Consider the following 13,204-nt stretch of genomic DNA (forward strand, 5'->3'; position numbering starts at 1 on the left):
CGCTACACTGTAAAATTAAAATATGAATGAGATAAATTTTAAAAAGTGGGCATTTCATTTTACTATTTGGAGCTTTATTATAAATGGAATATCCCTTTTCTTTAAAATAAACTTTAATAGTATTACTGGTGAAGTATATAATTATGAAGAAAGAATATTTTATTTAAGTATTCTTTCTCAACTAATGTTGCTACTAGCTATTGTGTTTTTGGTAATAAGCATTGTAAAAAAAGAAAAACGTAATTACCAATTCTGGACTACTCTTGTTTACGCGCTAGTTTTTGGCATAATCCCTATTTTAATTCTTATGTTTGGTTATCATTTTGTTTAAAAAAGTGAGCCTATAAATAGCTAGCTAGTATTTCTCAGCCTTAAAAGTATTTATGAAAATAGTAAAACTCATTCTTGGTTACATTCTTTGGGCTATTCTAATTTGTCTTTCTTCATTAGGGCTAGTACGTTTATGGATAGGTCCAAAAAAAATAGCCGTAACATTTTTAGAGCAATTAATGGATTGGGGTTATGGTTTAACTTTAATGATAGATTCTGCTTTAATTGCTAGTATTACTACTGTACTTTTTATTCTTTTAGATGTTTTTATCCTCAGAAAAAAATTAAAACCCAATCATAAACCAATTGGTATTAAATTAATTTTAGCTCTTGTGTTAACAGCTGTGGTAGGTGTCATCTTTTTGTTAATAAATCCTTGATTTTCTTATATTGTTAAGTAGCACGTTTGTGTTTGGTCTCAGATTCAAAATGGTGAAATTAGTATAACAAGTTACGTGTTTTTTAAATACGTGTTAATTGTAAACCTAAATGTAGCACCAATTTCTGCGTTGCTTTCTAAGGTTAATTTACCGCCAAGCATTTCTGTATATGCCTTTGCAATAGTTAGGCCAATACCAGAACCGTGTAATGCATTTTTATGGTCTACATCTACTTGGTAAAATGCTTTAAAAATAGCATTAAACTTATCTTTAGGAATGCCAATACCACTGTCTTTAATTAAAAACTCAATAGTGTTTTGGTCTTTATAAAAACACCTAAAGTCTATGGTTCCCTTTTCGGTATACTTAATAGCGTTTTTTAAGAGGTGTTTTAGCACTTCTGTGAGCTTTTCTTTGTCAGAATATATAATGGCTTCAGTTGTACTAATTAAGTTGTTCTTGGTAAATACAATTCCCTTTTCTTTGGCCGTTGGTAACAATGTATTGTGTACAAGATCTATAACTTCGGTTACATTAAAAGTAGATGCCTCTACAAGCATTAAACCTGTTTCTACTTTAGAGATATTTACAATATCAGAAATAATGTCTAATAGCTTATTTCCGTTATTATTTATAAGTTCTACGTACTCTTGGTATTCTTTATCTTCTTTATTATATTCTTTTAAAAAATCTGTGCAGCCTAGAATACCATACATTGGTGTGCCAATTTCGTGACTTACATTTGTTAAAAATGCAGATTTTAATTGGTCAGACTTTTCGGCTCTAAGTTTTGCAGCAACTGCATTGTTGTGCTTTACTACCAATTCTTGCTGTAATAAATTTTCTTTAATTAGGGCATTATGCAATTGCTCTATTAAAAATGAAATAGAAAAAACCAGAATAAAATTAAAGAGCACATTATTAACAGTAACTACCGCAAATACATCAAAATCGTACTCGTTAAAAATTGGAAGATGAAAGAAGTTAAAGTAAAAAGCGGCTATTAAAATTACATACAATACTACACTTATTAAAACCGAATTTATACCAGCCTTTCTACCTTTGTATAATGTAATTAATCCTGTAGTTGTAAAAATTAAAATACTTCCGTTTCCTTTAAACCCAAGGTGTAATAATAAAGCAAAGGATAAGAGATAAAGGTTTATAGAAAATATTGTTTTTTTAGTTTCAAAATCTATTCTTTTATTTAGAACTATAAAAGTTAAAACCAATACTGCAATTGTATCTGCAACTAAAACAAACCAATCTCCTCTTGTAACAGCAACATAACTACTGGGCATATAAGATAGAATGCCAATTAAAAAAGTGAGTAAAAGAATAGAGATAAACAGTTTATCTCTAAAATAGTCAAGGCCTTTTTTCTTATTTAACTCTTTAAAATTACTGTAACTTACATACCAGTTTATATAAGATTTCCACCATTTCTGAATCATCTTAGGGTTTATTATAGCGTCCACAAGTCAATTTTTTTTGATACAAGTGGTTGGTTTTGGTTAATAGTTTTACTAAAAGTAGTAATTTTAAAGTTATTATTTTTAACTAGTTATGCTTTAAAACACAACTTTTAACAAACTATTTAGCCCCCTTTTTCTTTTTGGTGTAGTTAACAATAGGTTTATTCTTAATAATATAAGGCTTAGCAAGGCATTTTAGTACAAAATTGTTTTTACAAGGAACATTAAATAAATTTTTAAGAAGAATTCTATTTAATAATCATAGAGAACATGAACAATATATTTTAGGCAGAGGTATTTTTATAAGCAGAAGATCCTTCTGCTTTCTTTTGTAAATGTATATCTATAGTAAACCTAAATGTGGTGCCTAATTCCCAGTTGTTTTCTAAGCTTAATTTTCCTCCTAACATTTGTGTATATGCCTTTGCTATTGCCAGGCCAATACCAGAACCGTGCAAAGCATTTTTATGTTCGGTATCTACTTGATAAAAAGCGTTAAAAATAGATTCAAATTTATCTTGCGGAATACCAATTCCGGTATCTTTAATTAAGAATTCAATGGTATTTTCATCACTATAAAAACATCTAAAATCTATAGACCCTTTTTCTGTGTATTTAATGGCATTTTCTAATAGTTGTTTAAGTACTTCTTTTAACTTTTCGCTGTCTGAATGTATAATTGCTTCATTGGCATTAATTAAGTTATTTTTTGCAAAAACAATGCCTTTTTCCTTGGCAGCAGGTGCCAAAGTTGCGTAAACTTCGTCTATAACATCAGATATATTAAAAGTAGAGGCATTTACTTGCATTAGTCCGGTTTCTACTTTAGAAATGTTAACAATACTAGCTATTAAGTTTATAAGCCTAGTACCATTGTTTTCTATAAGTTTTATGTAATCTTGGTATTCTTTATCGTCTTTATTATATTCCTTTAAAAAATCTGTAGTACCCAAAATACCATACATTGGTGTGCCAACTTCGTGACTTAAATTTGTTAAGAAAGCAGTTTTTAGTTGTTCAGATTTTTCAGCTCTAATTTTTGCAGAAACGGCATCGTTGTGTTTTACAATTAGTTCTTGTTGTAATTTTGTTTCTTTTATAAAGGCTCTGTGTAATTGGTTTATTAAAAACGAAATAGAGAAAATAATTACCAAGTTAAATAGTAAGTTATTTAAAGCTATAATAATGAACTCTGTAAAATGATAATTAACAGTATACACAAGCTCAATAACATTAAAATAATAACTTAATAATATAAGCGTATAAATTAACATAGCTATAAAAAAGGAATACAGGCCCGCTTTTCGCCCACTATAAAGTGTAATAATACTGGTAGTCATAAATAAAAGCACAGGACCATTACCACTTAGTTCGTGATTTATAAACAATACAGAAGATAATAAAAGCAGATTTGCAGAGAATATATTTTTTTTAGCACTTAAAGTCAAGGGCTTAAAAAAAGTAACAAATAATACAACACCTATTGCAAAAGTATCTGTGAATACTACAATCCAATTTTCATTTATAAAACCAACTATTACTGTTGGTATATAAGCAATAACACCAATAAGTGTAACTAATAGTAATATAGAGATAAACAAGATGCTTCTAAAATAAGCTATGCTTGTTTGTTCTTTTTCTTGTGTAAGATTAGTATAATCTAAATACCATTGCAGGTAAGATTTCCACCATTTTTGAATCATTTTCTATGTGTATATGTAGTACACTAGCAACAGGAAAGTTACTAATGCTTGGGGTTTTTAATTGACTACACTATAAGAACGTTCTCAGAGCCTTTCTATTTTTTAGAATATTGGTTTTTCGTTGAACGGGCGTTTTTTAGTAAAAAACTTAAGAATAAGTTTACAATAAGCTATGTTTTTTTAACCTTAAGTAAACCTTTAAATTCTTTTTTATATAATGTCCCCTTTTTTATTTCAGTATCGTTATAAGGTTGAAGTTTAATTTATTACTAATTTTAAAACAAAAAACGATGAAAGATTTTATGCTAATTTTTATTGGAAAAGAATATACAGACCTAGGCCTTTCTCCAGAACAAATGCAAGAACGTATGGGTAAATGGTTTGCTTGGAGCCAAAAAATGGAAAAGCAAGGTATTGTAAAACACGGAGAGGCTTTACACCCAGAAGTAAGACAAATTAGTGGTCCTAACAGAACGGTTACAGACCGTACAGCTGCAGAACTTAAAGAAATTGTTGGGGGTTATTATATGATAAAAGCTAAAGATTTAGATGCAGCATGTGCAATTGCGCAAGATTTTCCAGATTTTGATCTTGGTAATACCGTAGAGGTACGTGAGGTAATGGTTTTTGATAATTTCTAAGAATGCAAGAACAACAAGTAATAGACCATCTTTTTAGACATCAGTACGGAAAGATGGTTTCTATTTTAACGCGCATTTTTGGATTCAAAAATTTTGAACTTATAGAAGATGCCGTACAAGATACTTTTGCAAAAGCTACTGTGCAATGGCGTACTAAAATTCCTGAAAACCCTGAAGCTTGGTTCACTACAGCGTCTAAAAATAGGGTGATAGATTTATTGCGAAAAATAGATGCTGATAAAAACCGAATAGAGAAGTTAAAGTATAGTGTTTCGGCAATCTCGTTTACTAATTTATTTGAAAAAGAAGAAATACAAGACAGTGAATTAAGAATGATTTTTACTGCATGCCACCCTCTACTAAATTCTAAAGACCAAATAGCGTTTGCATTAAAAACTATTGGCGGTTTTAGTACATCAGAAATAGCTGCAGCATTGCTTTTAAAACCAGAAACAGTAAAGAAGCGTTTAGCTAGAGCTAAGAAAACAATTGTAGATAAAAATATAGATTTTAAATTTCCAGCAAAGAATAAGCTGCAAGAACGTTTACATAGCGCGTTAGAGGTAATTTACCTTATTTTTAACGAAGGTTTTCACTCTAACCACAAAAAGTTATTGGTGCGCAAAGAATTATGCGGAGAAGCGCTTAGATTAACTAAAATGATTTTATCTAAAGATGAATTAAGGTGCGGAGCCAGTTATGCCTTATTTTCTTTAATGTGTTTTCATTCGTCTCGTTTAGAGGCTAAGGTAGATTCAGATTTTAATAGTATCAATTTAAAAAACCAAGATCGTACCAAATGGTATTTTCCTTTAATTAATTTAGGACACAATGCTTTAGAGAAAGCAGAAGACTACTCAGATTTTTCTACATATCATTTAGAGGCGGCTATTGCTGCAGAACACGTAAAAGCCAAAACATTTGAAGAAACCAATTGGCAAAAAATTCTAACATTATACAAGCAATTGCAAGAGAATGATAAAAATGCAGTTGTTTCTTTGGCTATGGCAATTGTGTTTATACAGTTACAGCAACCAGAAAAAGCGTTAGAAATATTAGAAGAGTTAAGTCCGTCTAGCTTAGAACAACGATCTTATTTGTATTATGGGGTAAAGGCAAAATATTACCAAAGTACGGGTAATGTTAGCGCTGCTGTTAATTGTTTAAATACAGCCATTACTAAAGTAACCAACCAGGTAGAAAAGGCATATTTAACTAAGAAAAGAGATGGGTTGCTTACACTATAAAAGCATTTTGGTTTTCTTCGCAAAAGCTTGTCCAGTTTTTTAATCTTCCTAAATACATTTTTAGGTAGTTTTCACTTAAAAATATATTAGACCAATCAAAACGTTGTGCTTGTACTCCTAAATAAAACAACCAAATGGCTTTGCCTGCTGTAGGTATTAAGTCTAATTCTTGTTTTGTAAGTGCTCTTTGTTTTTGGTAGCCTTTTAAAAACTCTTTTACTTTCAACTCGTACGCCTCTTTATCTGTTTCTATATGAAAAAGCTGCATACAGAAATAAGCAACATCTAACACCAAATAACCGTTGCCACAAAAATCGAAATCGAAAATTGTAATTTCTCTGTTATCGGTAATGCTCATATTATCATACCAAATATCTAAATGAATAATACCTTTTGGTATATCATCTAAGGCTATATCTTTAAAGGTGTTTGTAACTTGTTCTCCTTGTGCTTTAACAAATTTAAGTTCTGGTAAATCTTCAGAAAAATACGTCTTTAAAAAGTCATATGGCTTATGAACAAGGGTATCTGTAGTATAATTTACACGTGCTACAGTTTTATGAATGGTAACATTATGTATTTTACCCATTAAAGCACCAACTGCAAAACTAGTTTCATGATCTATAAACCTTACTTTTCCTCCTTCAGCAAAAGAAAAAAGTACTGCATAACGCTTACCTTCCGGAGCGTGTATAGTTTGTAAATATGCACTGTTTTTATCTTTTAAAGCATAAGACACAGACAACTCGTTTCTTTTTAAAAGTTCTAAAAGTTTAATTTCTTCTAGAATTTCTTGTTTAGATCTCCAATTGCAAGAATACACACGCAAAACATATGTAGTGTCTTTGTTTTTTAAAAAGTAGGTGTGGTTTATGCCTGTTCTAAATAAAGTACAGTTAAAATCACTAGATAAATTGTATTGTTCTTTTACCAGCAAGCCTAAAGCTGTTGCAGATAGGGTAGAGGCAGTTGCTGGAAAATGTGTCATTTTTTAAAGAATAATCTTCCGCTTGCAATGTAAGCCGCTGCTGGAATAAAGATGAGGTAATTGTAATTTGTTATTTCAAAATATAAAAAAGACAATGCCATTACTATGACTAGCAATAGCATTAAAATTTCGAATTGTTTTTTCTTCAAATGTCTACTTATTAGCTAATAGGTAAAGTAGAAATATAGCAGGCATAAAGTAAATAACTATGGTTTTTGCACCTTCGTAATCTTTAGCTATTCGCTGACCAAATAGTAAGAACAACAATGTAATACAAGATAAAATAGTACCGTAAATAGCCATACTGCTTTTGCCGTCTATAATAAATTGTACAACACCAAAGCCACAAAGTGCACCAGCTATAACCTCTATCACTAAGATAATACCTAATAATAACGGAACCGTGTTTTTTAAAGGCGTAGCACTAAAATGCCCTTTTAGCCAAGATAGGTTTCCTTTCCAGTCTGCAACCTTATCAAAACCACTTTGCAAAAAAGTAATAATTAAAAAGATTAGCAATAGTACTTCTGTAATATTTTCGTGTAAATTATTCATTTTTTAGTTTGCTTTTTTATGTAAAAATCTAGTTAGTTTTATAGATAAATCGGTTAAAATTAGTTTTGCATTACCATTACGTTCTATATGGTACATTGCTGTTTCTAGCTCTGTAATAATGTCTATAATGTTATTCTCATGAATAAAGGGTGCAAACTTTTCTAGTTTAAAACCTTCTACGTGTATTTCCATAAAAGCCAACTCTTTTGTGTTGTAATTTACCAACATTGCTTGGCGCATTATAGCCATACAATAGGTCAGGAATTTTTTCTGTGTTTCCCTTCCTGTTTTTGCAATTTCGTTACTCCATAAAATTAAATCTTGTATTGCTGCTTTGTTTCCTTTTGCTCTAAATGCAGAACGCACCCATTGTACAAACCATTTTTCAAAAACAAGATCTTCAGAATCATTGTTCATTAAATCTAATGCTTTATTAAAATTGCCATTAGCTTCATGTGCAATTTTAAAAGCGGCTTGTTGGTTTAAACCTTTTTTTATTAATGCAGATGTTATTGCGTTTTCAGCCAAAGGCGGAAAATGTAAAATCTGACATCTAGAACGTATGGTTTGTATTATTTGCTCTTCATCTTCAGCAATTAAAATAAATATGGTTTTTTCTGGTGGCTCTTCAATAAGTTTAAGCAATTTGTTTGCTGCGGCAGTATTCATTTTATCAGCCATCCAAACAATCATCACCTTATAACCACCTTCATAAGACTTTAAGGACAGTTTTTTTACAATGTCTTGGGCTTCATCTACACCAATTTGGCCTTGTTTTTTTTCAATACCAATAAGTCGGTACCAGTCAAACAAATTACCATAAGGCTGCTCGTTTACAAACTGTCGCCAATCTTGCATATAGTGGTTACTAACTGCGTGGCTTTTTACTTTGTCCGAGTTGGTTACCGGAAAAGCAAAATGCATATCTGGGTGCGATAAATTTCCGCATTTTAAATTGCAAGCTTCTATACCGCCTGTGTTTTCGGCATCTGTATTTTTACACAACATATATTGTGCATAAGCAATTGCCATTGGTAAAGTGCCACAACCCTCATTACCCACAAATAATTGTGCATGCGGAATTCTACCTGCATCTGCGCTTAAACACAAGTGCTTTTTTATATGAGAAAGTCCTAAAATATCTTGAAATAGCATAACGTCAAAGATATGCAAAGTGAGCGCAACTAAAAATTTTGTTATGGGGTAAAAATAGCAGCTTTTAGGTTTTATTATTCTTGTTTTTTCTAAAATGATGCCATAGTAAATGTAAATAACATAAAAATGATGGCCTAAAAAGCTTTTTATGATAATGATATTGACTTTACGCTGTTCAAAGCTAAAAATACTGTTAATGGTTTTACATGCTATACTTAAATCTTTACATTTGGTGTTTGTTAAACGTAACAGAGCAAAAATTAAACCTAAGTATAGTATGAAAACGATAAACGATTTTAATTTTGAAAATAAGAGAGCATTAATTCGTGTAGATTTTAATGTTCCTATGGATGAAAATTTTAATGTAACAGATACTAACCGTATTGAAGCTGCAAAGCCAACAATTATAAAAGTGTTAGAAGATGGTGGTAGTGTTGTTTTAATGAGTCACTTAGGTAGACCAAAAGGGCAAGTTGTTCCAGAATTATCTCTAGAACATATCTGTAGTAAAGTGTCTGAAGTTTTAGGCGTACAAGTAAATTTTGTTGCTAGTTCTGTAGGCGAAGAAGCAGAAAAAGCAGCTTCTAGTTTGGTAAGCGGACAAGTGTTATTGTTAGAAAACTTACGTTTTAATGCAGAAGAAGAAAAAGGCGGAGAAGCATTTGCAGAACAACTATCTAAATTAGGAGATGTTTACATTAACGATGCTTTTGGTACAGCGCACAGAGCACATGCATCTACAACAGTTGTTGCTAAATTTTTTCCAGAAAATAAATGTTTTGGTTCTTTATTAGCCAAAGAAATTACAGCTATAGATAAAGTAATGGAAACAGGTGAAAAGCCAGTTACTGCAATTTTGGGAGGCGCAAAAGTTTCTTCTAAAATTACCATTATAGAGAATATTTTAGATAAAGTAGACCACTTAATTATTGGTGGTGGTATGACGTATACTTTTGTAAAAGCTAAAGGCGGACAAGTGGGGGATTCTATCTGCGAAGACGATAAAATGGAATTAGCATTAGAAATTTTAAAACAGGCAAAAGCAAAAGGCGTAGAAGTACATATACCTGTAGATGTAATTGCAGCAGATGATTTTAGTAATACTGCAAACACTAAAATAGTAGACGTAGATAAGATTGAAGCTGGTTGGCAAGGTTTAGATGCCGGACCAAAAACGTTAGAGATATTTAAAGAAGTTATTTTAAAATCTAAAACAATACTTTGGAATGGACCAATTGGTGTTTTTGAAATGGAAAGTTTTGCAAACGGAACTATCTCTATAGGAAACAATATAGCTGAAGCTACAAAAAACGGTGCCTTCTCTTTAGTAGGTGGTGGCGATTCTGTAGCGGCTGTTAAACAATTCGGTTTTCAAGACAAAGTTAGCTATGTGTCTACTGGTGGCGGGGCAATGTTAGAAAGCTTAGAGGGTAAATCTTTACCTGGAATTGCTGCTATTAAAGCATAAAACTTAGCTTAGGCATAATTGTTGTGTGTTGTAAAAAGCGTTAAAAATTTTATTTTTAAATAAAAAAGTGCGACTTTACACCGCACCAACTAAACACGCCAAAATATAATTAAAATGAAAAGTATTTATTTAGGAGTACTGTTGCTCTCTAGCGCCTCTATTTTTGCACAAGAAAAAGATAGTATATCGTCTATTACAGCAAGTCAAGAAATATTAAGTGTTATTAAAAATGACACTGTAGATTCTATAGCAAAAAAAGCAAGTAATATGCCTGAAAAGGTTAGACCTATTACTGCTCTTATTGTAAATGATTCTAATAAGACTAAGTATGAGTTGGCAGACCATAAAAATGCCGCTGCTTACGATCGTTTGTGGTTAGAGCAAATGCGTAAGAGTGCTTCTCTTTATGATACTATTTACAATAAAATAGCAGATGAACGTATAGAAGACATGAAGGTTAGTCATATAGACTTACCTACAGATACTTTAAAAGCTAGGTTGGCTCGTTTAAATGCAAAAACACCTTTTAATGTAGAATATAACGAGTCTTTAGAACGCGTTATAAAATCGTATCTTACTCGTAATAGAGGTCTAATGGAGCGTATGCAAACTGTTAGTCAGTTTTACTTTCCTATGTTTGAGCAGGAATTAGATAACTTTAATATGCCTTTAGAAATGAAATATTTGGCTATTATAGAATCTGCGCTTAATCCTAGGGCTAAATCTAGAGTTGGTGCAACTGGTTTGTGGCAATTTATGTACGGTACAGGTAAAGAACAAAATTTAGAGGTTAATAGTTATGTAGATGAGCGTAGCGACCCTATAAAATCTACAAGAGCTGCATGCGAATATTTAACGCGTTTGTATAGTATTTATAACGATTGGGATTTAGCATTAGCAGCATATAATTCTGGACCAGGAAATGTAAATAAAGCAATTAGGCGTTCTGGTGGATATACAAATTACTGGAATATTAGAAATCATTTACCTAGAGAAACTGCTGGTTATGTTCCTGCATTTTTAGCTACTATGTATATTTTTGAATATGCCAAGGAACACGGTATATCTGGAGAAGTGGTAGAGCGTCCTTATTTTGAAACTGATACAGTGCACGTTAAAAGTCTTTTAACTTTTGATCAGATTTCTAGATTTACTGGCGTTACAGTAGAAGAGTTAGAGGTTTTAAATCCATCATACAAATTAAATATAATTCCTTTTCAAGAAGGTAGAGACCACTCTTTACGCCTGCCAACAGGTGTTATGGGTAAGTTTGTAACTAATGAAGATGCTATTTATGTTTTAGCTGAAGAAGAATTAAAAAAAGAAGAAAAGCCATTAGCTAAATTGGTAGAGGCAGAGTCGCAATCTAGATATAGAGTTAGAAGCGGTGATTTTCTTGGTAAAATTGCAGAGAAATTTGGAGTTAGGGTTAGTGAAATTAAACGTTGGAACGGATTAAGAAGTAACAATTTAAAAATTGGACAGCGCTTAACTATCTATTCTAGAAATTCTAAAGCAATAGCATCTGCAAAACCACAATACAAGAAAAAGTCTATTCCGCCTGGTACTAAGACGCATACAGTGCAATCTGGAGATTCACTTTGGACCATTTCTCAAAAATATACTGGAATTTCTGTAGACAATTTAAAAGATTGGAACGGTATTAGCGGTAAGAATCTTAAGCTAGGTACAAAAATTATGTTGTGCGATTGCTCTGAGAAAAAAATATAACCGTAATAAACCAATTAGTCATCAGATGAAAAAATTATCAATCTTAGTTTTTGCTATTTGTTTAGCATTAACGTCGTGTAAAGAAGGTGGTAGCACCAAAGAAGATTTTACGCCAAGCTCTATAGGTCAGGTAAACTCACTTACTGTAGTAATGAGCAATGAACTTTGGGAAGGGAAAGTAGGAGATAATGTTAGAGATCATTTTGCTGCATCTGTAGTTGGTATTGCTTGGAACGAACCTATTTTTACGTTGCGCCATTTACCAGAAACCGTATTTACTGGAGCTGTGCGTAAATCTAGATCTGTTTTAGTTGTGCAAAAGAAGGACACAACAAATATGTCTTATATTAACTCTAATATGTATGCGCGTCCGCAAAACGTAGCGGTTGTTGTTGGGTCAACAGAAGAAGGGATTATAGAAACGCTTAATAAGCAGGCAGATCATATTATATCAGAATTTAATAAAACAGACTTAAAGGTAACGCAGGGTAACTTTAAGCGCTCTTTAAATAAAGAAACAGATATACAAGATAAGTTTGGTGTTAAGATGGATATTCCTTCTGTTTATAACGTTGGTAAGAGTGAAGATAATTTTGTTTGGCTAGACCGTAGTATTAAAAACGGTACAATGAATTTAATTGTTTACGCTTTGCCTTGGGATTCTTTTAGTAATGATGCTACTTTTATTAGCGATATAGTTAGAAAGAGAGATTCTATAGGTAAAAAATATATTCCAGGACCTAATGAAGGTACGTACATGGATACAGAAAAGGCATTTGCTCCATCTGTTTATCCTGCAGAAATAGGAGGTAAAAAAGCCGCTGAGGTTAGAGGTCGTTGGGAAATCTATAATTATTCTATGGCTGGTCCATATGTGTCTTATATTATAAATGATAAAGAAAACAATCGTAAGTTGGTTGTAGAAGGCTTCACATTTGCTCCTGCAGCTGTTAAGAGAGACTTTATGTTTGAGCTTGAAGCAATTGTTAAAACATTACGTTTTGTGCCTAAAACGGCCGAATAACGACTTACACACATAACAGATATAACTAAAAAGGCTCCAATAAAATTGGAGCCTTTAATTTTCACATAGTATTGCACAAATAAATGCAACGGTTAGTCTTTAATTTGTTCTTCTGTTTAAATCTAATTGCCATTTAAACAAAAGCGAAACCTGTAAGTACTCTATACAATAAAGCATAAGCTGCAACGGCGATCAAGGCAAAACAGAACCAAGAAAACGCTTTCAGATAATTTTTAAGGATAAAATGCCCAAGGTTTTTAAATCCATTTAAATAGATTTCTTTACAAAGTAAAATTCCTTTCATAAGCTTGCATTTAAGTTAATAAACCATGAAAATCGTCTAAGTGCTCGGTACAAAGCAAAGATTCTAGTTAAACTGCAACATAAAAAGGTTCTATTCCCGCTTAAAAAAATAACACCGATAAACTACATTATCAGGCAGTTAACTGTGTTTCTGCCTTGTAAGTAATACCTTATAACTTATAAAGGATTTGTAGTATTTGTAAA

13 protein-coding genes are annotated in these 13,204 nt (G+C 31.8%); 7 read left to right on the forward strand and 6 right to left on the reverse strand.

Annotated elements, in window-relative coordinates; translation table 11 throughout:
• Positions 1-22 precede the first annotated feature (22 nt).
• Together BT107_RS12225 and BT107_RS12230 are read left to right on the forward strand one after the other, a co-directional pair.
• On the forward strand, positions 23-331 hold the full coding sequence (locus tag BT107_RS12225) for a hypothetical protein (protein WP_072304096.1): 309 nt from the start codon (positions 23-25) through the stop codon (positions 329-331).
• Between the two features lie 52 nt (positions 332-383).
• On the forward strand, positions 384-710 hold the full coding sequence (locus tag BT107_RS12230) for a hypothetical protein (protein WP_072304097.1): 327 nt from the start codon (positions 384-386) through the stop codon (positions 708-710).
• A gap of 71 nt (positions 711-781) precedes the next feature.
• On the opposite strand, the gene BT107_RS12235 is transcribed toward BT107_RS12230, so the two are convergent.
• Positions 782-2,188 carry a sensor histidine kinase gene (locus BT107_RS12235; protein WP_244543123.1) on the reverse strand — a complete coding sequence of 469 codons (1,407 nt, stop codon included), beginning with the start codon at positions 2,186-2,188 and terminating at the stop codon, positions 782-784.
• Positions 2,189-2,469: 281 nt separating this feature from the next.
• Positions 2,470-3,888 (reverse strand): sensor histidine kinase, encoded by a 1,419-nt coding sequence (locus BT107_RS12240; protein WP_072304099.1) that lies wholly within the window; start codon positions 3,886-3,888, stop codon positions 2,470-2,472.
• Positions 3,889-4,178: 290 nt separating this feature from the next.
• On the opposite strand from BT107_RS12240, the gene BT107_RS12245 reads away from it, so the two are divergent.
• Together BT107_RS12245 and BT107_RS12250 are read left to right on the forward strand one after the other, a co-directional pair.
• Positions 4,179-4,529 (forward strand): YciI family protein, encoded by a 351-nt coding sequence (locus tag BT107_RS12245; RefSeq protein ID WP_072304100.1) that lies wholly within the window; start codon positions 4,179-4,181, stop codon positions 4,527-4,529.
• A 2-nt stretch (positions 4,530-4,531) separates the two neighbouring features.
• Positions 4,532-5,776: an RNA polymerase sigma factor gene (locus BT107_RS12250; RefSeq protein ID WP_072304101.1), complete on the forward strand. Its 1,245-nt coding sequence runs from the start codon at positions 4,532-4,534 to the stop codon at positions 5,774-5,776.
• Here the strand turns inward: BT107_RS12250 and BT107_RS12255 are convergent.
• The 3 genes from BT107_RS12255 to BT107_RS12265 form a co-directional block, all read right to left on the reverse strand.
• Positions 5,766-6,764, reverse strand: a complete 999-nt coding sequence (locus BT107_RS12255) for a phosphotransferase (protein ID WP_072304102.1) — start codon at positions 6,762-6,764, stop codon at positions 5,766-5,768. The genes BT107_RS12250 and BT107_RS12255 overlap by 11 nt on opposite strands.
• A 153-nt stretch (positions 6,765-6,917) precedes the next feature.
• The gene (locus tag BT107_RS12260; protein WP_072304103.1) at positions 6,918-7,319 is read right to left on the reverse strand and encodes a DoxX family protein; all 402 of its coding nucleotides are present in this window, start codon (positions 7,317-7,319) and stop codon (positions 6,918-6,920) included.
• 3 nt (positions 7,320-7,322) lie between these two features.
• Positions 7,323-8,474 carry a DNA polymerase III subunit gene (locus BT107_RS12265; RefSeq protein WP_072304104.1) on the reverse strand — a complete coding sequence of 384 codons (1,152 nt, stop codon included), beginning with the start codon at positions 8,472-8,474 and terminating at the stop codon, positions 7,323-7,325.
• Positions 8,475-8,751: 277 nt separating this feature from the next.
• Here BT107_RS12265 and BT107_RS12270 point away from each other — a divergent pair, with 277 nt between their 5' ends.
• The 3 genes from BT107_RS12270 to BT107_RS12280 all read left to right on the forward strand — a co-directional run bounded on the left by BT107_RS12270 (position 8,752) and on the right by BT107_RS12280 (position 12,697).
• Entirely contained in the window at positions 8,752-9,942 is a 1,191-nt protein-coding gene (locus BT107_RS12270; protein ID WP_072304252.1) for a phosphoglycerate kinase, read from the forward strand.
• Between the two features lie 114 nt (positions 9,943-10,056).
• Complete coding sequence (locus BT107_RS12275; RefSeq protein WP_072304105.1) at positions 10,057-11,673, forward strand: lytic transglycosylase domain-containing protein; 1,617 nt, start codon at positions 10,057-10,059, stop codon at positions 11,671-11,673.
• A gap of 25 nt (positions 11,674-11,698) precedes the next feature.
• Complete coding sequence (locus tag BT107_RS12280; RefSeq protein WP_072304106.1) at positions 11,699-12,697, forward strand: DUF4837 family protein; 999 nt, start codon at positions 11,699-11,701, stop codon at positions 12,695-12,697.
• A gap of 133 nt (positions 12,698-12,830) precedes the next feature.
• Here the strand turns inward: BT107_RS12280 and BT107_RS17545 are convergent, their stop codons facing one another.
• Entirely contained in the window at positions 12,831-13,001 is a 171-nt protein-coding gene (locus BT107_RS17545) for a DUF6747 family protein (protein ID WP_170854734.1), read from the reverse strand.
• Between the last annotated feature and the right edge of the window lie 203 nt (positions 13,002-13,204).

Source organism: Cellulophaga fucicola, from assembly GCF_900119145.1.
Classification (GTDB): Bacteria; Bacteroidota; Bacteroidia; order Flavobacteriales; family Flavobacteriaceae; genus Cellulophaga; species Cellulophaga fucicola.

What these genes read in the sequence shown, in the direction of transcription:
- BT107_RS12225 (WP_072304096.1), top strand. Translation starts at nt 23, where the DNA reads ATGAATGAGATAAATTTTAAAAAGTGGGCATTTCATTTTACTATTTGG.
- BT107_RS12230 (WP_072304097.1), top strand. Translation starts at nt 384, where the DNA reads ATGAAAATAGTAAAACTCATTCTTGGTTACATTCTTTGGGCTATTCTA.
- BT107_RS12240 (WP_072304099.1), bottom strand. Translation starts at nt 3,888, where the DNA reads ATGATTCAAAAATGGTGGAAATCTTACCTGCAATGGTATTTAGATTAT.
- BT107_RS12245 (WP_072304100.1), top strand. Translation starts at nt 4,179, where the DNA reads ATGAAAGATTTTATGCTAATTTTTATTGGAAAAGAATATACAGACCTA.
- BT107_RS12250 (WP_072304101.1), top strand. Translation starts at nt 4,532, where the DNA reads ATGCAAGAACAACAAGTAATAGACCATCTTTTTAGACATCAGTACGGA.
- BT107_RS12255 (WP_072304102.1), bottom strand. Translation starts at nt 6,764, where the DNA reads ATGACACATTTTCCAGCAACTGCCTCTACCCTATCTGCAACAGCTTTA.
- BT107_RS12260 (WP_072304103.1), bottom strand. Translation starts at nt 7,319, where the DNA reads ATGAATAATTTACACGAAAATATTACAGAAGTACTATTGCTAATCTTT.
- BT107_RS12265 (WP_072304104.1), bottom strand. Translation starts at nt 8,474, where the DNA reads ATGCTATTTCAAGATATTTTAGGACTTTCTCATATAAAAAAGCACTTG.
- BT107_RS12270 (WP_072304252.1), top strand. Translation starts at nt 8,752, where the DNA reads ATGAAAACGATAAACGATTTTAATTTTGAAAATAAGAGAGCATTAATT.
- BT107_RS12275 (WP_072304105.1), top strand. Translation starts at nt 10,057, where the DNA reads ATGAAAAGTATTTATTTAGGAGTACTGTTGCTCTCTAGCGCCTCTATT.
- BT107_RS12280 (WP_072304106.1), top strand. Translation starts at nt 11,699, where the DNA reads ATGAAAAAATTATCAATCTTAGTTTTTGCTATTTGTTTAGCATTAACG.
- BT107_RS17545 (WP_170854734.1), bottom strand. Translation starts at nt 13,001, where the DNA reads ATGAAAGGAATTTTACTTTGTAAAGAAATCTATTTAAATGGATTTAAA.